Source organism: Candidatus Sulfuricurvum sp. RIFRC-1, assembly GCF_000310245.1.
Taxonomy (GTDB): Bacteria; Campylobacterota; Campylobacteria; order Campylobacterales; family Sulfurimonadaceae; genus Sulfuricurvum.
In genome coordinates this window covers 1,333,553-1,355,373 of record NC_020505.1, presented here as the reverse complement: position 1 = coordinate 1,355,373, position 21,821 = coordinate 1,333,553, and the positions used below count along the sequence as shown (strand labels likewise).

The 21,821-nt window shown below is 43.8% G+C and carries 25 protein-coding genes; 11 read left to right on the top strand and 14 right to left on the bottom strand.

The genetic code is table 11. The features are described from left to right. Positions 1-24: 24 nt before the first annotated feature. The gene (locus tag B649_RS06775) at positions 25-504 is read right to left on the bottom strand and encodes a methylated-DNA--[protein]-cysteine S-methyltransferase (protein ID WP_015653772.1); all 480 of its coding nucleotides are present in this window, start codon (positions 502-504) and stop codon (positions 25-27) included. Positions 505-556: 52 nt separating this feature from the next. On the opposite strand from B649_RS06775, the gene B649_RS06770 reads away from it, so the two are divergent. Together B649_RS06770 and B649_RS06765 are read left to right on the top strand one after the other, a co-directional pair. Continuing rightward, positions 557-865, top strand: a complete 309-nt coding sequence (locus B649_RS06770) for a helix-hairpin-helix domain-containing protein (protein WP_015653771.1) — start codon at positions 557-559, stop codon at positions 863-865. An 89-nt stretch (positions 866-954) separates the two neighbouring features. Next, complete coding sequence (locus B649_RS06765) at positions 955-2,022, top strand: alkene reductase (protein ID WP_015653770.1); 1,068 nt, start codon at positions 955-957, stop codon at positions 2,020-2,022. 2 nt (positions 2,023-2,024) lie between these two features. Here B649_RS06765 and B649_RS06760 read toward each other — a convergent pair whose 3' ends face one another. Next, positions 2,025-2,933 carry a class I SAM-dependent methyltransferase gene (locus tag B649_RS06760; RefSeq protein ID WP_015653769.1) on the bottom strand — a complete coding sequence of 303 codons (909 nt, stop codon included), beginning with the start codon at positions 2,931-2,933 and terminating at the stop codon, positions 2,025-2,027. Positions 2,934-3,037: 104 nt separating this feature from the next. Between B649_RS06760 and B649_RS06755 the strand changes: the two genes are divergently transcribed. After that, on the top strand, positions 3,038-4,342 hold the full coding sequence (locus tag B649_RS06755; protein WP_015653768.1) for an alkaline phosphatase family protein: 1,305 nt from the start codon (positions 3,038-3,040) through the stop codon (positions 4,340-4,342). Here the strand turns inward: B649_RS06755 and B649_RS12550 are convergent. The 11 genes from B649_RS12550 to B649_RS06700 all read right to left on the bottom strand — a co-directional run bounded on the left by B649_RS12550 (position 4,289) and on the right by B649_RS06700 (position 12,302). After that, positions 4,289-4,675, bottom strand: a complete 387-nt coding sequence (locus tag B649_RS12550) for a hypothetical protein (protein WP_015653767.1) — start codon at positions 4,673-4,675, stop codon at positions 4,289-4,291. The two genes, B649_RS06755 and B649_RS12550, sit on opposite strands and share 54 nt — an antisense overlap. A gap of 46 nt (positions 4,676-4,721) precedes the next feature. Beyond that, positions 4,722-5,603 carry a diguanylate cyclase gene (locus B649_RS06745; protein ID WP_015653766.1) on the bottom strand — a complete coding sequence of 294 codons (882 nt, stop codon included), beginning with the start codon at positions 5,601-5,603 and terminating at the stop codon, positions 4,722-4,724. A gap of 78 nt (positions 5,604-5,681) precedes the next feature. Continuing rightward, positions 5,682-6,872, bottom strand: a complete 1,191-nt coding sequence (locus B649_RS06740) for a NifS family cysteine desulfurase (protein WP_015653765.1) — start codon at positions 6,870-6,872, stop codon at positions 5,682-5,684. Between the two features lie 62 nt (positions 6,873-6,934). Continuing rightward, positions 6,935-7,210: a type II toxin-antitoxin system YafQ family toxin gene (locus B649_RS06735; RefSeq protein ID WP_015653764.1), complete on the bottom strand. Its 276-nt coding sequence runs from the start codon at positions 7,208-7,210 to the stop codon at positions 6,935-6,937. Beyond that, positions 7,210-7,464 (bottom strand): type II toxin-antitoxin system RelB/DinJ family antitoxin, encoded by a 255-nt coding sequence (locus tag B649_RS06730; RefSeq protein ID WP_015653763.1) that lies wholly within the window; start codon positions 7,462-7,464, stop codon positions 7,210-7,212. The genes B649_RS06735 and B649_RS06730 overlap by 1 nt, the downstream gene beginning before the upstream one ends. Before the next feature lie 168 nt (positions 7,465-7,632). Further along, the gene (locus B649_RS06725; protein WP_015653762.1) at positions 7,633-8,415 is read right to left on the bottom strand and encodes a hypothetical protein; all 783 of its coding nucleotides are present in this window, start codon (positions 8,413-8,415) and stop codon (positions 7,633-7,635) included. Positions 8,416-8,560: 145 nt separating this feature from the next. Next, positions 8,561-9,784 (bottom strand): ATP-dependent Clp protease ATP-binding subunit ClpX, encoded by a 1,224-nt coding sequence (clpX, locus tag B649_RS06720; protein WP_015653761.1) that lies wholly within the window; start codon positions 9,782-9,784, stop codon positions 8,561-8,563. Beyond that, a complete protein-coding gene (locus tag B649_RS06715) occupies positions 9,784-10,380 on the bottom strand; it encodes an ATP-dependent Clp protease proteolytic subunit (protein ID WP_015653760.1) in 597 nt (198 codons plus the stop codon). Before B649_RS06715 ends, clpX begins: the two co-directional genes overlap by 1 nt. 10 nt (positions 10,381-10,390) lie before the next feature. Beyond that, positions 10,391-11,221 carry an SIR2 family protein gene (locus B649_RS06710; RefSeq protein WP_015653759.1) on the bottom strand — a complete coding sequence of 277 codons (831 nt, stop codon included), beginning with the start codon at positions 11,219-11,221 and terminating at the stop codon, positions 10,391-10,393. After that, entirely contained in the window at positions 11,221-11,736 is a 516-nt protein-coding gene (locus B649_RS06705; RefSeq protein ID WP_015653758.1) for a hypothetical protein, read from the bottom strand. Before B649_RS06705 ends, B649_RS06710 begins: the two co-directional genes overlap by 1 nt. A gap of 122 nt (positions 11,737-11,858) precedes the next feature. Continuing rightward, positions 11,859-12,302: a hypothetical protein gene (locus B649_RS06700; protein WP_015653757.1), complete on the bottom strand. Its 444-nt coding sequence runs from the start codon at positions 12,300-12,302 to the stop codon at positions 11,859-11,861. Positions 12,303-12,452: 150 nt separating this feature from the next. Here B649_RS06700 and B649_RS06695 point away from each other — a divergent pair, with 150 nt between their 5' ends. From B649_RS06695 to B649_RS06660, 8 genes are all read left to right on the top strand, one after another. Next, a complete protein-coding gene (locus B649_RS06695; RefSeq protein WP_015653756.1) occupies positions 12,453-15,242 on the top strand; it encodes an EAL domain-containing protein in 2,790 nt (929 codons plus the stop codon). Between the two features lie 158 nt (positions 15,243-15,400). After that, complete coding sequence (gene nifB / locus B649_RS06690; protein ID WP_015653755.1) at positions 15,401-16,816, top strand: nitrogenase cofactor biosynthesis protein NifB; 1,416 nt, start codon at positions 15,401-15,403, stop codon at positions 16,814-16,816. Between the two features lie 108 nt (positions 16,817-16,924). Then, positions 16,925-18,040 carry a homocitrate synthase gene (gene nifV, locus B649_RS06685; protein WP_015653754.1) on the top strand — a complete coding sequence of 372 codons (1,116 nt, stop codon included), beginning with the start codon at positions 16,925-16,927 and terminating at the stop codon, positions 18,038-18,040. Then, a complete protein-coding gene (locus B649_RS06680; RefSeq protein ID WP_015653753.1) occupies positions 18,031-18,858 on the top strand; it encodes a GNAT family N-acetyltransferase in 828 nt (275 codons plus the stop codon). Before nifV ends, B649_RS06680 begins: the two co-directional genes overlap by 10 nt. 96 nt (positions 18,859-18,954) lie before the next feature. Then, complete coding sequence (locus B649_RS06675; protein ID WP_015653752.1) at positions 18,955-19,179, top strand: FeoA family protein; 225 nt, start codon at positions 18,955-18,957, stop codon at positions 19,177-19,179. A 38-nt stretch (positions 19,180-19,217) separates the two neighbouring features. Then, positions 19,218-19,415: a CCE_0567 family metalloprotein gene (locus tag B649_RS06670; protein WP_015653751.1), complete on the top strand. Its 198-nt coding sequence runs from the start codon at positions 19,218-19,220 to the stop codon at positions 19,413-19,415. 11 nt (positions 19,416-19,426) lie between these two features. Continuing rightward, positions 19,427-19,705, top strand: a complete 279-nt coding sequence (locus B649_RS06665; protein WP_015653750.1) for a hypothetical protein — start codon at positions 19,427-19,429, stop codon at positions 19,703-19,705. Further along, positions 19,695-20,147, top strand: a complete 453-nt coding sequence (locus tag B649_RS06660) for a GNAT family N-acetyltransferase (protein ID WP_015653749.1) — start codon at positions 19,695-19,697, stop codon at positions 20,145-20,147. Before B649_RS06665 ends, B649_RS06660 begins: the two co-directional genes overlap by 11 nt. 8 nt (positions 20,148-20,155) lie before the next feature. On the opposite strand, the gene B649_RS12225 is transcribed toward B649_RS06660, so the two are convergent. Next, positions 20,156-21,721 (bottom strand): diguanylate cyclase, encoded by a 1,566-nt coding sequence (locus B649_RS12225; protein WP_015653748.1) that lies wholly within the window; start codon positions 21,719-21,721, stop codon positions 20,156-20,158. Positions 21,722-21,821 lie beyond the last annotated feature (100 nt).

Here is a 21,821-nt window from a genome sequence, read left to right as displayed (position 1 = left end):
TTTAAAGAAAGTGATGATGCGCTTTTAGTCTAAGACCCTCCTCTCTAATTCCAACAAAAACGCTTTTTTCTCTACTCCTCCGCTGTACCCACCGAGTCCACCGCCTGTAGCAATAACACGGTGACATGGGATCACAATAGCGATGGGGTTTCGACCGTTGGCACTGGCAACGGCACGGATCGCTTTGGGGTTTCCGAATTGTTCAGCTTCTTGTGCATACGAGATCGTTTCACCGTAGCCGATTGTGCATAATGTTTCCCATACTCTTTTTTGAAAAGGGGTTCCTTGCGGGTTGAGGGGGAGGGTAAACGTTTTCCGTTTTCCCTCGAAATACTCACTTAGCTCCTCTTCCAGACGAAGGAGTAACGGAAGATCGGAGTTTTGGAGGTGTGAAGCATCCTCGGTGAAATCGAGCGAGATGATTGCATTCTCATCGGCGGCTGCGATCATGTCGCCCAGAGGGGTAGTAATGATGCGGATATACTCAAATGTTGTCGGTTGCATGATATGATTATAGCAAAATGAAAAACGTATGTCGTAGCTACAGGAGTGGATAATGAACCCTGCTAAAGTGATTCGAGAAAAAGTCGAAAAACTCACCGATCTTCCCAACATCGGAAAAACGATTGCCCATGATCTGACATTGATCGGGATCACTTCTCCCGATCAGCTCAGAGGAGAAGACCCTTATGATCTGTATGTCCGCTTTTGCGAAGCGTTCGGAGAGAGACAAGATCCGTGTATGCTCGATGTCCTGATGTCGATTACCGATTTTATGAACGGTGGTGAGGCAAGAGTATGGTGGGACTATACCGCCGAGCGCAAAGCGCTCTACGGAAATAAAATACAAATGAACGTTGTTTGATCTCATTTTAAAATTACTAAAAATTATTCATAATTGTATAAATCGTATTGTGGAACAATGACCTTAATATCTTTCGTGAGGAGTACGTTATGGATTTGTTTTCTCCTATTAAAATCGCTGACTACCATCTAGGGAATCGAATCTTCATGGCTCCGATGACACGGTGCCGAAGTATTCAGAATAATATTCCCAATGAGATGATGGCCCGTTATTATGCCCAAAGAGCCTCTGCCGGACTCATCATTACCGAAGCGACTCAGATTTCGACAAAGGGGATCGGCTATCCTAATACCCCCGGTATCCATACTCCTGAACAAGTGGAGGGGTGGAGAAAAGTGACTCAGGCCGTCCATGAGAAAGGGGGTACGATCTTTTTACAGCTTTGGCATGTAGGGCGAATTTCCCATCCTAGCTATCATAACGGAGAACTTCCTTTCGCCCCTTCGGCTATCAAACCCGCAGGGAACATCTACACCCCTCTTGGGATGAAAGAGTTTGTAACACCGCATCCTCTCAGCACAGAAGAGATTGCAATAGTCGTCGAACAGTATGTTCAGGGTGCCAAAAATGCAATCGAAGCAGGGTTTGACGGGGTAGAAATCCACGGGGCGAATGGCTATTTGATCGATCAGTTCTTGCGGGATGGAACCAATACGCGAGACGATGCGTACGGAGGCTCACTGGAGAATCGGGGGCGGTTTTTGTTTGAGATCATCGAAGGGATCACCTCTGCTATCGGCTCGGAGAAAACGGGGCTCAGACTCTCCCCCAGCGGGACATTTAACGACATGAAAGATTCCGATCCTTCAAACCATTTTACGTACATCTGTGAAAAGCTTAGCGCGCTTAATTTGGCGTATCTGCATATTATCGATGCGCTGGAAGGGGACATCCGCCACGGTGCGAATGTCGTTGAACTGAGCGTCTTACGAAAAGCGTATAAAGGTGTTTTGATTGCGAACGGCGGTTACACACAGGAGAGAGGAAATGCGGCGATACAAAACGGATTGGCGGATGCGGTAGCGTTTGGGGCGCTCTTTTTGGCGAACCCCGATCTTCCAAAACGGTTTGCGGACAATACCCCGTTAAATACCCCGAATCCCGATACGTTTTATACGCAGGGTGAAGAAGGATATCTGGATTATCCTGCTTTATAAGCTTACTTTTGAAAGATCAGATTTTTAAGACTTCGTTCTTTATCGCATTCTGGGAATGTCTCGACATTCTCTAATCTTTCGATATAACGAAATTCAGGGGCGTTTTCACGAAAGAGGGCTTTGATAAATTCACTGTCCAGTTCGGGGGCGTTAAGTGCCGATAAAACCGTGCATTCCTCTGCCGCGAACTCGTGAAGTCTTCGGATAATCTTCTGATAATCACTGGTCGCGGCGAAAGACCCTTTTTGGAAACTGGGAGGATCGATAATGATCAGATCATACGGTCCCGCTTTACGGATACGGCTCCACGATTTGAGGATATTGTAGGGCATAAATTCGACTTTTTTGGTATCAAGGGCGTTGAGACGGTGATTTTCTCGTCCGAGGGAGAGGACATTTTTGTTCATATCGACATTGACGACGGCGCTCGCTCCCGCATCGATGGCAACGACTGAAAACGAGCAGGTGTAGGAGAATAGGTTGAGAATATTTTTGCCGCGTGAATGTTCACGGACAAATGCTCGTCCCATCTTCATATCGGGGAAGAAACCGATATTTTGGGCATTGAGGAAGTTGACGTGATATTTGAGAGTGTTTTCGATGGCATAGGTCTCACTCGGCAATTCACCCTCTAGAACAGTTGATGGAGATGAGGGGAGGTAGCGCTGCTGGAGTATAAGCGCTTCCCACTTACTCTCACGCATATAGAAATCACGCAACATAGAGACAATCGCCTCTTCTTCCTCGTCCGCATCAAACAATACGGCAAAAAGGACTTTGTCTACGCTGTCCACGGTGAGAAATCGATACCCCTCATACGTATTGCCCCGCCCGTGAAACAATCGGGTATATTCCTCCGTAACGGTAGGGGAAACGGCGCTTAAGTGGCACTCTAAATCGTTTAAGGTCATATCACTGTCTTGTGTCAAAGTGGTGCAATTATAGCGTGTGTAGGCAATCTAGTAATGTTTCTGTAAATGAAAGGCGTTATACTTTCGCTAAAAATGGATAAAGAATGAAACAATTTTTCCTTTTCTTAGTGTTGGTCATTTCACTCTCTGCCGATGATCTTCGCGCTAAAATCGACCATATCATCGTGGTTTATCTCGAAAACCGCAGTTTTGACAATCTCTTTCGTGGATTTGCGGGGGCAGATACCTCGGATAAGCCAACGAATCCGTATTCGATGCAAGTCGATCGTAACGGCAATCTCTATCATCCGCTTCCCATGGGAGAAAAATCGATTAATGCAGGGTTTAGCACTCAGCTTTCTAACGCACCGTTTTTACTTGACGCTACAGTATCCCATGGGGGGATGATCCCTGATCTCGTCCACCGTTTTTACCAAAATCAGCTTCAGATCAACGGCGGGAAAAACGACCGCTTTGTCGATATCAGCGATGAAAAAGGGCTTTCTATGGGATATCACGATATCTCCGGAAGTGCAATATGGCGATATGCGAAAGAATTCACCCTTTGTGATCGTTTCTTTGCGGCGGCTTTTGGAGGATCATTTTTAAATCATCAGTGGCTCATCGCGGCGCGTACTCCGTATGCCGGAAGTGAATCGAATATTTCCCGCTATGAGTTGGATAGCAAAGGGGAAATCGTTCGCGACGGTATCCTCACCCCGGACGGATATGCCGTCAATACGATTCAGCCTCTAAACCCTCCATTCAAAGCTAAATATGCTGACCCGTCATTGCGTCTTAAGCCGCTCGAATACGACACGATCGGGGATCGTTTGAGCGATAAAAATGTCTCTTGGGGATGGTACAGCGGCGGATACGATGATGCGCTGATGGGGAAAGGTGAGCAAATCCACTACCAATACCACCACAATCCCTTTTTATATTTTGCGCGGTATGCTCCCGAAACAAAGGGGCGTAAACATCTCAAAGATGAAAAAGAGTTTTTTAGAGAATTAGAGGAGGGAAAATTACCGAGTGTTGTTTTTTTTAAACCCTCTGCGGCGGATAATCAACACCCCGGATACGCAAGTATCAAAGCGGCGGATGAGAAACTTGCTCAAATTGTCGAATCCGTTCGGAACAAGCCTGACGTATGGAAAAAATCGCTCATTATTGTCACTTACGATGAAAACGGCGGATTGTGGGATCATGTTCCACCGCCAAAGGGTGATCGATGGGGGCCAGGTACACGGATACCCGCCCTCATCATCTCACCGTACGCTAAAAAAGGATTTGTGGATCATGCTGAGTATGACACGACGTCGATTCTTCGGTTGATCGAGGAACATTACGGGTTAGAAGCAGTGGGCGAACGTCGAAGCACTAACCTCTCCAACGCTTTGCGCTGAATGGCGATTAGCGGTATCATCCTTTAGGAGATAAAGCTGTCCATAACAGTCACAGAATTTTTTACATCCACACGCATAAAAGATATTTTTCCCCGTTTCGAGTGAATAGCTTCCGAAATTGGTTTTGATGACATCGCCTTGGATCCGCTCGATTGTAAGTGTTTTGACGAGACACGAATTCATAGGATCAAGACGGTGAAATTTCTCGCGTGCTGAATGTACCCATAAAACAGAAGCGGGAGCAGTGATCGAACGGGCAGTATGAGAATCCCATTCTCGGATCGCACCAAAGCTTTCCAGCTCTGAATCGCTGATGTTGCGGTAAGGGCGCATAAGAACTCCAAATCAACGTTTGGATTTGGATATGCATATATGGTTCTTATACGAGAGTAATTTGAGAATTTCCTGATTGTTGGAGAGCATTTTTCGCACGTGTTATGATTTGCGATAGCTCTTCTTTGTCTTGTTGGACAGAGAGTCCCAAACGCATACTGAGTGTTTTTAAATTTTGAAAAGGCTCTTCTCGCATGACACTCAGCAATTTACGGCTAAATTTCAAAGCATTTTCGGAAGAATCGACAAGATAAGCCAAAAGAAATGTCTTTTTTCCCCAGCGTACGAGCATATCACTTTGGCGGATATTGGATTTGATGCTTGAGCTAAAGTCATGTAAATAGTGTTCGGCTTCGGCATCGGAAGACATCAGTTCAATCATGGTAATACCGATCAATTTTTTATTGAATATAGCTGCTTCAGAAAAGCTTTTTGAGGTATGGATGAAATAGTCTTTATCATACGCACCGCTCTCTTTGTCGATGTTCACATCATTTTCGATCATGATACGTTTGATGAGGTCTTGGGAGATATCGGTAAATGTGACAATTGTATACTCTGGCACCGGAGTTTGGGCCGATACGGAGAAGGCATAGGGTTCGATACGGTAGTTGAGCATACTGATGATACGATCCATTTCAGGGAGTTCCATCAATGCCGTTGTCCACTCTTGCGGGTTAGGGGCTTTCCCGATATGAAAATAACTCTCATGCGGGACAAATCGGTTGGTAAGTGAGCCAAATTCGCGTAAAAAATGTTTTACCGAGGTTACATTGGTAAAATCCATAAAAGCTTGATTGAGGAGTATCGGCTCATTATTGTAAAGCAAAACAATGAGATTTTTTTGGGTATTAATGGCGGATAAAAAAAGCTGACTGCAGACGTGATCTTCATCCATTAGATAGGATTCATTTTGTAATATTTCCATCGATTGCCTTCACAGGGTATCTTATAATAATAACATAAGATAAAGAGAGAATGGGAAAATCGGTGAATGAAAATGGCCTTAACCGGCCATTTTCTCATTGGTGTAGGCATACGTAGACGAGATAGAACGTAACCGTTTGGCAGCTTTTACAAAAACATCGATGGTGTAATCGATCTCATCAGCGGTTGTAAATCGGCTGAGGCTGAGGCGGATCGCCGTGTGAGCAAGCTCAGGGTCTTCACCGATCGCGCTCATCACTGGATTGGCTTCGAGGGATTCGGATGCGCACGCACTTCCAGTAGATGCCGCTATTCCTGCACGGTTGAGATCCCACAGCATTGATTCCCCTTCGATACCGCGAAGCGAGATAAGAATGGTATTCGGTGTGCGGCGGGCACGATCTCCCACAACGATGGTATCAGGAAGTTGAGAGATAGCATCTTCGAGACGGTCACGCAATGCTCGCACATCGCTGTTCATTTTGTCCAAATGTCCCACTGATTGTTTCATCGCCAACCCCATACCGATGATGTAAGCGACGTTGAGAGTACCCGCACGTTTGCCCCCCATCTGTTCCCCGCCGTGGAGGAGATTCGGAAGTTCAGAGCCTTTTTTAACGTACAATCCGCCGATCCCTTTTGGACCGTGGAATTTATGGGCAGAGAAAGTGAGATAATCGATCGGCGTTGCAGTGAGATCGACTTTTACTTTTCCGATGGCCTGAACGGCGTCGGTATGAAATAAAATCCCTTTTTCTTTTGCGATAGCGGCAACTTCTTCGACGGGGAAAACCATTCCCGTTTCGTTGTTTGCCCACATCATTGAGATGAGGATAGTTTTATCCGTGATGGCCGCCGCAACACGCTCCGCGCTTACATAACCGTATTGATCCACATCGACGAACGTGATCTCGGCCCCGTTCTCTTCGAGGAAATGAAGCGTCTCGAGGACGGATGGATGTTCCACCGCAGAGGCGATGATATGGTTTTTGCTCGGATCGCGGAGGATATGTTTGAAAAAGATCCCTTTGAGGACGGCATTGTTACTCTCTGTCGCACATGAGGTGATGAGGATGTCATCGGCATCGGGGGCATTGAGCGCATCGTACATATACCCCATCGCTTCGTTTAGATACGGGCGTACTTCGATACCGTATTGATGCAATGAGTTCGGATTACCGTAGAGATCCTCGAAAAAAGGCTGCATTTTGACCTTGACGATTGGGTCTAGCTTTGTGGTTGCATTGTTATCCAGATAAACACGTTTCATATTTAGTCCTCATGGTGTCGTTATTAGGAGAACTAATGCAAGATTTGTTCGAGAAGGGATGGTTATCTAAAAAGTTGAGCGTGTGAACCGATCCGCATGAGGACGATTTGCTTATTGTCATCATCGATATGGTAGATTAAGAGCATATCTCCACCCAAATGAAATTCTCGAAAACTTTTCCATTCCCCGTTTAACGGATGGTCTTTCGATTCTATCGGTAGATCATTGCCTTCGATCAATAGTGAGAGATATTGAATCATTTTAGCGAACTGTTGATCGGTTAAGGTGACTTTGTCGATCTCTTTTTTAAAAAATTTATGCCGTATCAGCTGGCGCATTAGGCTCTTTTTTTCTCTCGTTTTAGATCATCGAGTGAAAACGGTTCGAGGTTTTTCCCTTCCAAAACGTCTCTCATTACTGCTTGGGTCTCTTCGTTCGGAATTTCGATGTCGAAAGGGATCCCTTTACGAAGACGCACTTGATTCAAAAATAGATTAACGGCTTCACCGAGTGAAAGACCCAATTCATTAAATATTTTTTGGGCTTCTTGTTTGACGGTGGGGTCGAGTTTCATACTGGTAGTTTGACGCATGGTAGACCTCCGATTTGAAATAATACTATAGTATTATATATATTCTCTATCGGAATGTCAATTGGATGCATTAGCTGAAGTTGATTTATCGTTCGTGGTGAGCTTGTCGAAGGGTGATCTGTTCATGGTTCGACAAGCTCAGGGCGAACGGTGATCTATTTTAAAGATTTAATTATTTTCAGGGGCAGTGGTTTCTATTACCTTAAGTACATCAAAAGGTTCTGATTTAATATAATTTTGTTGCCACTTAGGTAGATCGGTCTCTTTCATAGAATTAATTTTAAGTTTATACTTTTCAACCATTTCGAGTGCATTTGTATTAGGAATTAATATTTTTCTATAGTCATTAGATAGGGAACGACAATATGGAATGAAAGACTTTGCTTTTTCATCAATTTTTTCAGAAAGCATATGTTTTCTTATATTTTCTTCACTGGTTTCATTTTTACCAGTTAAATTAGAACAAAAGTTAAAATCTTTTTCCTGTATGATCATTTCTCTAAAATATGGCATTTGTGTGATTCCATATTGAGAAAGTGCAATATGTGTTGAATGATCTTTTGTAGCAATAACTTCAATGAAATCAGTATGATTAAGTGAGAATACCTTAGGAAAGTCTTGGAATGTCAGCATCAAAGTTCTTTTGCCCAATGGAGCATTGTATTCTATCATATTTCCTCCATTAACAGCTCCAGCTCCAAATGAGCCTAGATATGTTAAGCCATCTGTAACATCATAGACAGAAGCATTAATTCCTCTTGGCATGCCGAATACAAATCGTGTCCAAAGTTCCCCATAACCTTTGGGGACATCAAACAAACTAATAAGGATATGTCCTTTATCTGCAGGTACCGCCTTAGAAGGAGTCAACTCAGGTTTTAATGTTGATAAAGGAGCACTACACCCAACTAATAAAAACACAATACTACTTATAATTATACTAAAGCGCATCAAACCCTCATGTTATAAATTAAAATTCGTTCAATAATAATGTAATAATTATAATAAAGTCTTTAATACAGAGATAAATCAGCTAAGTTTGTCTTCTCTTACTACGCTAAAATTGAGACGATATTTAGGTGATTATAAAGAAGCCTCACGCTTCCGCGTGTTCTTCTTTTGTTTTGTATACATAGATCGGTTCATTATTCGGATCTTCGATCACTGCTTCGGTGATGGTGAGGCTTTGGAGATCTTTTTTCGACGGGCAGCTAAATTGCAACGGCAACATCGCCTCTTCGATGATACTGCGAAGTCCACGTGCACCGACACCGCGGTCGATCGCTTTTTGGGCTACTGCATCGAGGGCTTTAGCTTCGAAGTTGAGTTCAATTCCGTCCATATCAAACAGCGCTTGGAACTGTTTGATGAGGGCGTTGTCCGGCTCTTGGAGAATCTGTACCATTTGATCTTTAGTCAATTCGCGAAGTTGTGCGACTACTGGGATACGTCCGATAAATTCAGGGATGATCCCATAATGGACCAACGCTTTCGCATCGATTTTTTTCTCTTTGACTTCACCTTTTTCGGCGGTTTTACTGAATCCAACTTTGTTTGATTTTTTCGTATGCGAATCGGGAACAAGTCCGACAAAAGCACCTCCGCAGACGAAGAGAACGTGTGACGTGTTAAAGAGTACGGTTTCGGTCGTAGAGTTTTTACGGCTCCCTTTTACCGGAACATAAACTTCGGCACCTTCTAGGATTTTGAGCAATCCTTGTTGTACCCCTTCACCTGATACGTCACGTCCCATTGTCGAACTCTCTCCCTTGCGGGCGATTTTATCAATCTCATCGATGTAAATGATTCCCCGTTGTGCGAGTTCGATATCGTAGTTCGCCGCAGCGAGGAGGCGTGAGAGGATGCTTTCGACGTCTTCACCCACGTATCCTGCTTCGGTAAGCGCTGTCGCATCGGCAACGGCAAACGGTACTTGCATGATCTTGGAGAGTGATTTAGCGAGCAATGTTTTACCGCTTCCGGTAGGTCCAACGAGGAGAATGTTGGATTTTTCGAGTTCGACATTGTTATACACCGGATTTTCGATCCGTTTGTAGTGGTTGTAGAGGGCAACGGCGAGGACCTTTTTAGCGTCCACTTGACCGATAATGTATTTGTCCAAAAATTCGACGATTTTCTCCGGTGTCGGGAGCTGTTGCTGCATCGCGGAGCGTTGTTCGTAGCGAACCTCTTTTTGCAAAATGCTAGAGCAGGTTGTGACGCACTCGTTACAGATATGAGTCGTCTCCGAAGAGAACATTTTTTTTACTTCACTTTGTTTTCTACCGCAAAATGAGCAGATTTTTTCAGGTGTATTCATCAGACATCCTTTGCACTGAATTTGGTAAGAATCTCATCCGCCAGACCAAACTCGATCGCCTCTTTGGCCTCCATGTAGTTATCACGGTCGGACTCTTTTTCGATCACTTTGGCACTTTTTCCTGTCGCTTCGGCGAGAATGACATAGAGACGGCGTTTGAGATTGAGGATATGTTTGGTGTGGATCTCGATATCGCTCGCTTGTCCTGAGTAACCCCCCAGCGGTTGATGAATCATCACTTCGGCATTGGGGAGCATATAGCGGTGACCCTTGTCCCCACACGTAAACAGCACCGCTGCCATCGAAGCAACCATTCCCATAGCATAAGTATAAACCGGAGCGTTGATAAGATTCATCGTATCGAGGATCGCTAATCCCGACATCACTGACCCGCCCGGGGAACTGATGTACATATGGATAGGCTCTTCAGAATCCATTGCTTCCAGATAGAGCAACTGAGAGACGATAACTCCCATCATATGATCATCGATCGCTTCGGTGATAACGATCACCCGATCTCCTAAAAGTTTGGAAAACAGATCAAAATAACGCTCTCCGCGAGGCGAAATATCTTTTACGGTAGGTATCATTGGCATATTTAGCTCCTTAAATAAATGCTTTGATAAATTCAGGAAGTGACATAGGAATCACTTCAAGGTTATGTTTGTCGATGAACTTTTTCTCTTTTTTCCCTAACTCTTTATCGGTGATGACGTATCCGCCTTCCAAATCAAGTGTTAGCTCGTTGGCAACCATACGGTCGGTGTCGCGGTCGAAAGATGTCCCTAAAAAGAGGTATTTTTTGGTTTTTCGATACGTTTTAAGCACCTTCGGCACGGCAAATCCGCCCATCGCCTCGGTGAGCCAATCGACATAATCGGCGTCACTGATGACGAAACTCGGGTTCGGCAGAGGTGAACCCATCGGTTTAAAGAGGATTTTTTGAGCGGTTTCAAGTACCTCTTCTTCAACCAAAAAGTATTTTTGGTTTTCGACATCGTATTCGTACACTTCATAACGGTAGTCATTTCCCATGATACGCGATTTACCGACGATGAGACAATGCGGCGTATAGGCTAACAGCTCTTGGAATTTGGTATCACGGTTGGTATCGACGATATAACGCGGCAGCATATCGTTGATCACTTTGTGCAGAGGTGTCGGATCGTAAGCTTTTGTGTAGATGTGGTTGATGAGCTGCGTCATGTAGTCAACTCCCCGACGTTGTTCCAAATGCATTGCGGCACGGGAGTATTCGAACATCAGTCTCGGAGCCATTGCTCGTCCGCCGTTCATGGCTAAAATGAGTGAATCGCTATCATGCGGTACTGCCTCACCCTCCTTGGTTATAATCCCTTCAAACACCCCCAAACCGAAGTAGGGGATGGTAGTTTGGTTCCGTAACTCTTTTTTTATTGTTTCAAATAGTGTGTCCATTAGTGGCATCCTTTTCCGGTATAACAGCTCATGGCTGCAACGATTTTAGTAAGCGCTTTGTCCAGTGAAAAAGGCTTTGATAAATCAGGGAGAATCTCGTGGTAAAAGAGTGCTCCATCTTTTGAAAGGATGAAAAGTGATTTGGCAAATTCACCCTCAAGCTCATCACCGCTCAAGCGAATACCGTAGTAATCACCGAACGCTTCATCGCTATCGATTCCAAACATCCATCCCTCCATCTGGGGACTGGTGTGTTTAGATGATGCAACAATGAGGGCTTTGGTTATTCCGCCTAATGCATTTAAACTCAGAAGCTCATCAAGCTCTTTAATCTGAGAGAGGAGTGATTCATCGATAAAAGGGGCGGTAATTAAGATTTGTGTTGTACCGTTTTGCCCACCGATAGGGAAGGTTTCATTTACTCCATTACTGAGTGAAACACGTTCACTACAATAACCGACATCGAGTGGCATATCCTCTAAACGGACAGTCGAAGTGTTGTAGATAATCTGCAAAACGGACTCCTCTTTGGGTATATTACAGAGAAATGCATTTCGTGTTCTTGGTCAAAATAGGAGTATTTTTATCTTATTTGTCATGATTATTATTCTAGATGAAGTAAATAGAAACAAAAATGTCAGGCTACAGGATGAACGTATCGCAGATGCTCGGCAATTTCTGTTCCGATGGCGAAGTGATTGATGGCTTCTTCGGCTGTTTTGACAAATGGAGGGATTTTATGAATTTTGATTCCAACATTTTTCATCGCATAGAGGGTATTGAGGCAGTACAAATCGACAATCAGATAATCACACTTGCCGATCACTTCAAGAAGGGCATAGTGTTCACTGATATGTTGAGGATTTTGAGATAGGTCACTTTCACAGGCACATGCTTTCATTTTCGGATCACGTACCATCTGCCCCTCATGTCTTTCCCACGGATTCAGACGCATTCCGACAAAACGGTAACGAATGTCTTTACGATCACCGGAAACCTCATACAATGCAAACATGGTTGCACTACAGGGATTATAGTGATAAACACGTGTCATCGCATCCATCGGTATAGCTACCATCATGATAAGGCTCCTAATATTTAAACATTAGATGCAATTTTTATTCTGAAAATATGGGTGTGAGAACACTCCATGCATGAGGGTGGAACAAAAGAGAGAAATTCAGTTAGATCGTATTAGAATAAAAGATAATGATTTATCAGTGGAGTACGGATGCGGTTAATTAACCACAGATATGAAAGTTCTGAAGCCCTAAAGAGGTTTATTTCGGAGACATTTAAGGGTGATGAAGTACTTTTTGTACAGCTTTTTAGCGGTAATATGGATACTTTACTCACCCAGTCCGTGGTAAATATCATCCTAGATACCCTCCCGAATTCATGCTTGATCGGCTCAACTACGGCCGGTGAGATCATGAACGGTGAGATGAGCTCCAATGAGATTGTAATCGCATTTTCTCAGTTCGAAGCGACAGATGTCTCAACCTACTATTTTCCCCATTTAGATTTTGATCAGGGTATCCAAGCGGCAAAGAGAATTGTCAGTGATCGTACCAAATTGTGTATTGCTTTTGCGGAAGGGATCGGCGGCGATGCAGAATCTTTTTTAAACGGATTTACGTCAGTCCGCAGTGATGTAATAGTCGCAGGAGGGAATGCCGGAGATGATCTAACGTTTCAAAATACCCGTATTTTTGAGGGACGTTCTCTCCATTCGTTCGGGATAGCCATTGCGGTATTGGATAGCGATGTTTTGGAAGTGCATAATGCCTATTCCCTTCATTGGTCAGCGATCGGTAAAGAGATGGAAGTGACAAAAGCGGATAAAAACATTATTTATGAGATTGACGGTAGAGCGGTGGAAGAACTTTACACCTACTATCTGGGTTCCGAAACGGTTGCACGTATTCCGGCAAGCGCGATAGAGTTTCCCCTCATAAAGATTGAAGACGGTGTCCAGATTGCCCGCTCGATTGTAGCTCGTAGCGAAAATGGCGGTTTTGTGTATGCCGGACATTTTTGTAATGGAGATAAAGTTCATTTTGCAATCGGGAATGTCGAAGATATTCTTAACCATGCTTCTGAGATCCAGAAATCAGTTGCCTTGGGTGAACCGGAAGCGATCTTTATTTACTCATGCTCGGTACGAAAACTTTTTTTAAAAGATCAGTTAAATTACGAGTTTGGTTTGATCAACGAAGTAGCCCCGACGAGCGGGTTTTTTACCTATGGAGAGTTTTTTCATTCACCGCACGGCAATCAGCTTCTTAACATTACCACTACGACGATTTCCCTACGCGAATCTACCCGTAAGGACGTTGGCATAGTGGATATAAAAGAGCGGGAATATCGCCATACGATGCTCAAATCATTGACCCATTTGGTCAATACGACGCAGAATGAACTCAACGACAGCATTAAAATTCTCGATCAATATAAAATGGTGCTTGATCAAAGCTCAATTGTCTCAAAGACAAATGCCAAAGGAATCATTACCTATGTCAATGATGCTTTTTGCTTTATTTCAGGTTATCGGCGTGAAGAACTGATCGGTAAAAACCATAATTTGGTGCGTCATCCTGATACCTCTCCTGAACTCTTTAAAGATTTATGGGAAACGATTCAATCAGGCAAGGTGTGGAAAGAGACCTTTCAAAATCTCTCGAAGAGCGGCGAATCGTATTACGTTAAAACCGTTATTGCCCCCATATTTGATGATGCGGGTCAGATTGTCGAGTACATTGCTGCTCGTGTTGATGTGACGGAACTCATTACTAAAGAGCAAATTATCCAGCGTCAGCTACTAGATACCTTGAGCGGATTAAAGAATAGAACGGCATTGTTAAATGATTTGGAAAGTGAAAATCAAGAAGTGACCTTAGTGTTGCTCAATATTGACCGTTTTTCGAATATTAATGATTACTTCGGCTATGAAGTGGGAGATCAGCTGCTCAAATCGTTTGCCAATCGTTTGCGTGAGATGACAGAACACGAGTATCTCTATCGGATCAGCGGAGATGAGTTTGCGATCATCTGTATTAACCAAAAGTTTGATGATGCATTGCGAGATTATGTCCTCGATAATCTAAACAAGCTTGAAAATTTTAAATATTCTGTTGCCGGATACGAACATACGCTCAATGTTACGTGCGGAGTAGCGCATGCTATATACTCCGATGTCTATAATCTGGCGCACATGGCCCTCAAAGAGGCTAAAGAACAACGTTCCAAACTGATATTTTTTAATGATAATACAACCTTGAGTGAAAAGAACCGAAACAATATTTGGATGATGACCAAACTTAAATCGGCAATTGAAGAAGATCGGATTGTGCCGTATTTTCAAGGGATTGTTGATAACACAACCCGCCGTATTATGAAATATGAAGCTCTTGTCCGTCTGATTGAAAAAGACGGCAGTGTATTAAGCCCGTTTTGGTTTTTGGAGCATGCGAAAAAATCGAAACTCTACGATCAATTGACGCGCGTTATGATTAGAAAAACCTTTGCTATTTTTGAAAAGAGTGAGTATGAATTTTCACTCAATCTGACCCTTCAAGATATCATTAACGATGAAACACGAATGCTCTTGTACCATACGCTGGAACACTCATCCGCTTCCAATAGAGTGGTTTTTGAAATCGTCGAATCTGAGGGGATTGAAAATTTTGATGAAGTTGCAGAATTTATTAAAACACTCAAACACTACGGATGTAAGATCGCGATTGATGATTTTGGTACAGGGTATTCGAATTTTAGCTATTTAAGCAAACTCGATATTGATTATATTAAAATTGACGGTTCGCTCATTAAAAACATCAATAATGATGCAGATCATCTTTTGACGGTGGAAAGCATTCTATTTTTCGCACGAAAAAAAGGGATTGAAACGATTGCCGAATTTGTCGAAGATGAAGCGATTTTTGCGACATTAATGAGTCTTGGTGTTGATTATTCACAAGGCTACCTCTTTTCAACCCCTCAACCGACAATCGAAACGTAATCTCTGTACGCTTCGGTTATACCTCCTACAAAAACGTCACATTTTGTTTAAATCCCCTTTTTAAACCCATAGAACATTCATTGCATTAACCCTATTTAGAAAATGGTTGCCGCCGGATGAGGTTGAGAATCATTGAATGACACTTAAAAGGAGTTATTATGAGTTGTTCCTCAAGCGGAAATGAATCTTTTATGCCCGAAGATATTCAAGCGAAGATACACAATCATCCATGTTATTCAGAGGGTGCACATCACCATTATGCACGTATTCACGTAGCGGTTGCCCCGGCGTGTAATATCCAATGTAATTACTGTAATCGTAAATACGACTGTTCCAATGAATCTCGACCGGGGGTAACCTCTGAGCGTCTTAGCCCTGAAGAAGCGGCAAAAAAAGTATTGCTTGTCGGCGGTGAAGTACAGCGTATGAGCGTACTAGGTATCGCAGGTCCGGGAGATGCCCTTGCAAATCCGAAGAAAACCTTTGAGACATTCGGATTGGTTCGTGAATTTGCATCGGATTTAAAACTTTGTCTCTCAACGAATGGTTTGGAATTGCCAAACTTCATCGATGAGATGGTCGAGTACAACATCGACCACATCACCGTCACCATTAACAGTGTTGATGAAACCGGTGAAATCGGAAGTCTAATCTATCCGTGGATCTTCCATAACAACAAACGTATTTATGGAAAAGAGGCAGCGCAAATCCTCCTCGCAAATCAACTCGAAGGGATGAAAAAATGCGTTGAAAAAGGGATCTTGATCAAAGCGAACTCGGTTCTTATCCCGGGTGTCAATGACAAACATCTCCCTGAAGTTTCCAAAAAACTCAAAGAGATCGGTGTTTTCTTGCATAACATCATGCCGATTCTCTCTGAGCCTGAATTCGGTACGGCGTTTGCCCTCGCAGGCGTTCCGAGTGCGACGGATCAGGAACAAATGGCGATTCAAGAAGCGTGCGGTATGGACATGAAACTCATGCAGCACTGTCGTCAATGCCGCGCCGATGCAGTAGGGCTTATCGGTGAAGACCGTGGAGCTGAGTTTACCAAAGATACCTTTGCAGGGCTTAGTTTCGACGAACTCCAAATCAAATACGATCTTGAAGCGCGTCAAGCGGCTCAGGCGAAAATCGAAGAGTTTAGATTCTTCCTCGATCAGGCCAATGAGCGCGTCCGTAAAGAGAAAGCGGAACTTAGTTCGAATGGCGTGACAATCCTCGTTGCGGTCACTACAGCAGGCGAGGGGATGATCAATCAGCACTTCGGAAGCGTTAAAGAGTTTTTGATCTACGAAGCCGGTGATAAAGGGATCCGTTTTATCCATCACCGCAAAGTGGATTATGAGTATTGTGCAGGACCGGACGGTACAAATCCGCTTCAGCCGATCTTGGAAAAACTCAAAGATGTTCAGATGATTCTAACGGCGAAAATCGGTGGTTGCCCGCAGGATGATCTTAAAGCGGCCGGCATCATCGCCGATCAAAGCTACGCGTATGAACCGATTGAAATTTCAGTTCTCAAAGCATCCCGCAAATACTTCGGTATGGATGAAAACGCGGAAGTGAATTAGCACATTTTTGACTTTTCGTTCGTGGTGAGCTTGTCGAACTATGAACGAAATACCCTTCGACAGGCTCAGGGCGAACGGTACTTGAGGATGACGAAAAAGGAAAACATCATGGCACTCATCAACGATACTACACTGCGTGACGGGGAGCAGGCTCCTTATGTCGCGTTCAATACCGAAGAGAAACTTCGTATCGCTACTTTGTTAGACGCGTGCGGCGCGGATGAACTTGAAATCGGTATTGCGGCGATGGGTGTCAAAGAACGCGACGATATCAAAGAACTTTTAGCCTTAGGTCTAAAAGCTCGGATGATGACGTGGAATCGGATGAAGATGGAAGATCTTGACGCTTCACTCTCGTGCGGAGTTAAAGCGGTCGATCTCTCTATCCCTATCTCAGATATTCTTATCGATGTTAAATTCGGCGGCAGTAAAGCGAAAGTCTTAACCGAGCTTGAGCGTGTTGTTACTACAGCTACCAAAGAGGGTTTGTTTGTTTGCATCGGCGGAGAAGACAGTTCACGAGGAAGTCATGAATTTATCCGCGATGTGATGACATTAGCCCGTGAGTGTGGTGCAGGGCGCTTCCGCTATTGCGATACCATCGGTATTATGACCCCGACACAAACCTACAATGAAATCAAATCATTATGCGACTTAGATCTCCTCCCGATTGAAATGCACACCCATAATGATTTTGGTCTTGCTAATGCGAATGCCCTCAGCGGTATTGACGCGGGTGCACTCAGTATGAATACAACTGTTATTGGATTGGGTGAACGGGCGGGTAATGCCTCGTTTGAACAGATTCTCATGACACTCAAACATCTCTACGGTGAGGCACGTTCCATCGATCCTCTCCTCATTCGAAATTTGGTTCATACGGTGGCAAGCGCGGCAAATATGTCGCTAGCCACCAATGCCCCTGTCGTAGGTGAACGGATATTTGCCCACGAAAGCGGCATACACGCAAGCGGGATGATGAAAGATTCCCATGCGTATGAACCCTATGAAGCCGAAGAGGTTGGATTGGAAAGTTCCTTTCCGATCGGAAAACACTCCGGCAGTGCAACCATCCGTTATCACTTGGCACGTATGGGGATTAGTGCTGAGAATGCAATTTTGCGGGATATGCTCCCAAAAATCCGTGAAATCGTCACTTCCCGTAAACGGGTGCTTGAAATTAGTGAGCTAAAATCCCTCTATCAGGACCTGGCATGTATATAGGATGGCTTAAATTCGTAGATGTTCCTGAACTTGTGAAAATTGCCGAAGAGACGGGGTGGTTACTGGATGGATATCATGTTAAACTCATGATGATGCACGCACCCCATTTATGTTATGGGGCGTACGAAGATGGTGTACTTGTCGGTGCAGTGATGGCCATAGAGTTCGAGACATCAGCGATGATCAAATACTTTATGGTACGACCGACACATCAAAAGCAGGGGATCGGACGTCGGTTGTTCAATACCCTTTTTGGAGTCCTCAAAGACGAACACCCCTCGCTGTATCTCCATGCAAATCCTCATCTTAAAAGCTTTTTTGAGCAAAGCGGATTTAAGGCGGTTATGGAAGTAGGGCGTTTTCTCAATGTCGGAAAAGTACCCCCTTTTAATTTTACGAACGCTCAGGCCAAAGAACTCGACGGAGGAAATTTCGATGCGATGATCCGTAAAATGGATTTTGAAACGTTCGGTGAAGATCGGATGGCGTTTATGCTCGATGAGATGGAGCGCAACAGTTCACTCAAATTTGCCTTGCCGAACTCATTTCAACACTCCAGTGTCATCAATGCACGCGGCGTTTATTTAGGGCCGTGGCAATGCAGACCGGGGTTTGAAGACGAGGCTGAGAAAATGATGCAGGGCGTTTTGTATTTCAGGGGGCTGAAAAAAGTTCTTGCTGACGTTCCTCTGGGGAATGCCAATGCAGTTGCATTGTTTGAGAAATACCATTTTCAGCAAAAAGGTACTTTTATTCATATGTGTTACGGCGAGCCGCGCAACGTCAAATTTGAAAATATCTACGCGTTTTCACTTTAATTTTAAACGAGCTAGGAGTAAAACCCCTATCTCTACGCTTGCCGCTGAGGCACTAAAGCTTGCCCCTTCGGGTCAGAATTTTAAAAGGATTGATTCATGAATCTTCTTGAATCCTGCGTGAATGAAAAATGCAGAGTCTTATCCATAGCATTGGATGAAGTATTAAAAGATCATCTTTGCGCTATGGGAATTTGTCCGAATGCGACACTCTGTGTGAAACGGTACGGACTTTTTAAGAGCAGTGTACAGGTTCAGATCGGTGAACGAATCGTTGCATTAGGAAAAGATCAAGCACGCCACATCGAGATACGCGTTGCTTAACTTTAGGTGTATAACATTAATAATAAAAAGGATTAACTATGTCGGAAATGACTGAACAAGATCATAAAAAAGAGTTGGCGAAACTCAAACGTTTAGCGGTAGAAGTTGCATCAGAGATACATGATATTGTCGAAGATACGGTCTGGACGAACCATGTTAAAATGCCTGAATTGGCTGCAAAATTGTACGATGCAGTCGAAAAAGCCAACAGCTACAAAGCAGAACACTCCCTCTAAGGGGTTGGATTATGGCTACGAAAGAAGAAGTTCTCGCATCAGAAATCTGTGAATGCGGCGGTAAGAGTGTTGCCGATGCAATCAAGCTTTTTCAAGAGACGTCACTGCCGTATAAAAAAGCAAAAAAGCTCGTAACTGAGTGTGACAAGAGCTGTTGTCGTGCAGCCCTTCTCAGACTTTTTGATATGGCGTATTTCGGTAAATTTGATTATGACGAGATCGAGAGGCTGATTCAGCTGCGCCACGATAAACTGGGCGAAATTTTAGAACGGATGAAAAATGGACGCTAACGTAACGATTCGTTTGGGCTACAGCGATGATATTCCTGCTATGGCCAACCTTCTGAGTGAACTTTTCGCTATTGAAAATGATTTTACGATTGATCCAGAGACGCAATCTCGCGGATTGGAGCTACTCCTCCAAAATTTGCAGAGTGTTGTTTTGGTTGCTGAAATTGACCATTGTGTGGTTGGTATGATTTCCCTTCAGAGAGTGATCTCCACGGCTATGGGAGAGTATGTCGGCATTATTGAAGATGTTGTTGTGTCTGAAGCATATCGCGGATGCGGCATCGGGACAAAACTGCTCGAAACGGCAATCGATGAAGCAGAGCAGCGAGAATGGGGAAGATTGGCATTGGGGGTCGATCTACGCAATACGAAAGCGATGGAATTCTATAAAAAGTATGGATTCATTACCAGCCACATGGGTTTGATGTATCGGATAGCGTGAGGTATAGCTTATCTTTTGCTCACGATAACCCTGTTTTTTCCTTCCGTTTTTGCCTGATACATGGCATCATCTGCCTTTTTGACAAATGATTCGATACTCTCAACACCATTGTATTGAGCTACACCGATACTAACGGTTATTTGACCGACCTCTTTAAACGTAGCGTGCTCGACCTCTTTTTTGAGCCGCTCGGCAAGGGCAATAGTCCCCTCAAAAGGTGTGTCTATTTGTAGAATGACAAACTCTTCACCGCCCCAGCGTGCGAACATATCATTGCTTCTTACTATGCTGCGGACGACTTCGGCAATTTTGCTCAGGACATCATCACCGGCATTATGTCCGAAGGTATCATTTACTTTTTTGAAATCGTCGATATCAAAAAGGATCAAGGCAACTGAAATATTGGAATCCTGGGCATGTTCAGTGGCTAATTTGAGCCATCGATTACACTGTAATCGGTTTGCCGCATTGGTCAGCGGATCGGTAGATGCAGCTTTTTCCAGCTCATGTTCAAAGAGTATTCGTGTGGTAATATCTTTACCGGTAGAGATAAAATTCGTGAGTTCCTGACGCTTGTTTTTCAGCGGGACGATGGTTTTGAATTCATGATAAAGGGTTGCATCTTTTCGTTTATTGGTCAGAACTCCGCGATAGGTCTCCCCTGAGAGGATCGTATCCCATAGATGTTGATAAAAGGAGTTCTGGTGTTCGCCGGATCGGAGTATACTGGGTTTATGTCCGATCACTTCCTGCGCTAAATAGCCTGATTGCTGTTCAAAAGCACGGTTGACATATTCTATTTTCCCCTCTGTATCGGTAATGACTACGGTATCTCCGCTCTCTTCGAGGGCTTTTGAGAGTCTGAGAAGATGAAAGTCGGTTTGGTGTTTAAATACACGTAATATTTGTGTAATCGCATAGCTTGCCACAATGGCGCACAAGGCGCGGAACAGCTCGACCGGCAACGTAGTGAGTGCTTCAAAAGATGCTCCGTTTACTACGGATGAGGGGAAAAATGTTCCGGAGGGGACAATGAGGCCTGCGAGGATACCGTAGAGAAAAAAAGTGCTTGCAAGGAGATTAGCACATCGTTTCATCGCATCATATACGGATCCTTGGACGAGATAGAATGGATGAAAAAAGATGTATGCGGTCATGAATATTCCCGGAGCACCGAGGAAGTAGCGAACCATTATATTGACATTTACTAAGGTGAACTGATGAAAACCTATCAGTAATGCTCCCAAACCAAAAATAATAATGAGAAGAGTGATCATCGCAAATGTTTTATTCCAAATAACCCGTAAGGAAAAATAGAAAAGGATAGCATACGAGAGGCTCATCATAATCAAGCCGGCCAGGTAAAATGTCTCTTTCGTCTCTTCGCTTCCCAATGATTTGAACATGATAAGCCATTCGGATATACCGTGAAGAATTCCAAATACGCCTAAATATTTTAACTCGCGGGTAAATTTGAAAATAGAATTTTCCATCGGATAGTGGAGGATACTAAAACCAAACATGAAAAAGGCAAGGCCGTAGATAAAATAGATATAGTCGATAAAATTGAGCATCAAACCCCTTCAAGCACAATAGTTTAGAATAAACTATTATATTATTTTATTATTTAGAGGCTAATTATACGGGTAGTACAATGCATAAAATCGAGTTATA

What these genes read in the sequence shown, in the direction of transcription:
- B649_RS06775 (WP_015653772.1), bottom strand. Translation starts at nt 504, where the DNA reads ATGCAACCGACAACATTTGAGTATATCCGCATCATTACTACCCCTCTG.
- B649_RS06770 (WP_015653771.1), top strand. Translation starts at nt 557, where the DNA reads ATGAACCCTGCTAAAGTGATTCGAGAAAAAGTCGAAAAACTCACCGAT.
- B649_RS06765 (WP_015653770.1), top strand. Translation starts at nt 955, where the DNA reads ATGGATTTGTTTTCTCCTATTAAAATCGCTGACTACCATCTAGGGAAT.
- B649_RS06760 (WP_015653769.1), bottom strand. Translation starts at nt 2,933, where the DNA reads ATGACCTTAAACGATTTAGAGTGCCACTTAAGCGCCGTTTCCCCTACC.
- B649_RS06755 (WP_015653768.1), top strand. Translation starts at nt 3,038, where the DNA reads ATGAAACAATTTTTCCTTTTCTTAGTGTTGGTCATTTCACTCTCTGCC.
- B649_RS12550 (WP_015653767.1), bottom strand. Translation starts at nt 4,675, where the DNA reads ATGCGCCCTTACCGCAACATCAGCGATTCAGAGCTGGAAAGCTTTGGT.
- B649_RS06745 (WP_015653766.1), bottom strand. Translation starts at nt 5,603, where the DNA reads ATGGAAATATTACAAAATGAATCCTATCTAATGGATGAAGATCACGTC.
- B649_RS06740 (WP_015653765.1), bottom strand. Translation starts at nt 6,872, where the DNA reads ATGAAACGTGTTTATCTGGATAACAATGCAACCACAAAGCTAGACCCA.
- B649_RS06735 (WP_015653764.1), bottom strand. Translation starts at nt 7,210, where the DNA reads ATGCGCCAGCTGATACGGCATAAATTTTTTAAAAAAGAGATCGACAAA.
- B649_RS06730 (WP_015653763.1), bottom strand. Translation starts at nt 7,464, where the DNA reads ATGCGTCAAACTACCAGTATGAAACTCGACCCCACCGTCAAACAAGAA.
- B649_RS06725 (WP_015653762.1), bottom strand. Translation starts at nt 8,415, where the DNA reads ATGCGCTTTAGTATAATTATAAGTAGTATTGTGTTTTTATTAGTTGGG.
- clpX (WP_015653761.1), bottom strand. Translation starts at nt 9,784, where the DNA reads ATGAATACACCTGAAAAAATCTGCTCATTTTGCGGTAGAAAACAAAGT.
- B649_RS06715 (WP_015653760.1), bottom strand. Translation starts at nt 10,380, where the DNA reads ATGCCAATGATACCTACCGTAAAAGATATTTCGCCTCGCGGAGAGCGT.
- B649_RS06710 (WP_015653759.1), bottom strand. Translation starts at nt 11,221, where the DNA reads ATGGACACACTATTTGAAACAATAAAAAAAGAGTTACGGAACCAAACT.
- B649_RS06700 (WP_015653757.1), bottom strand. Translation starts at nt 12,302, where the DNA reads ATGATGGTAGCTATACCGATGGATGCGATGACACGTGTTTATCACTAT.
- B649_RS06695 (WP_015653756.1), top strand. Translation starts at nt 12,453, where the DNA reads ATGCGGTTAATTAACCACAGATATGAAAGTTCTGAAGCCCTAAAGAGG.
- nifB (WP_015653755.1), top strand. Translation starts at nt 15,401, where the DNA reads ATGAGTTGTTCCTCAAGCGGAAATGAATCTTTTATGCCCGAAGATATT.
- nifV (WP_015653754.1), top strand. Translation starts at nt 16,925, where the DNA reads ATGGCACTCATCAACGATACTACACTGCGTGACGGGGAGCAGGCTCCT.
- B649_RS06680 (WP_015653753.1), top strand. Translation starts at nt 18,031, where the DNA reads ATGTATATAGGATGGCTTAAATTCGTAGATGTTCCTGAACTTGTGAAA.
- B649_RS06675 (WP_015653752.1), top strand. Translation starts at nt 18,955, where the DNA reads ATGAATCTTCTTGAATCCTGCGTGAATGAAAAATGCAGAGTCTTATCC.
- B649_RS06670 (WP_015653751.1), top strand. Translation starts at nt 19,218, where the DNA reads ATGTCGGAAATGACTGAACAAGATCATAAAAAAGAGTTGGCGAAACTC.
- B649_RS06665 (WP_015653750.1), top strand. Translation starts at nt 19,427, where the DNA reads ATGGCTACGAAAGAAGAAGTTCTCGCATCAGAAATCTGTGAATGCGGC.
- B649_RS06660 (WP_015653749.1), top strand. Translation starts at nt 19,695, where the DNA reads ATGGACGCTAACGTAACGATTCGTTTGGGCTACAGCGATGATATTCCT.
- B649_RS12225 (WP_015653748.1), bottom strand. Translation starts at nt 21,721, where the DNA reads ATGCTCAATTTTATCGACTATATCTATTTTATCTACGGCCTTGCCTTT.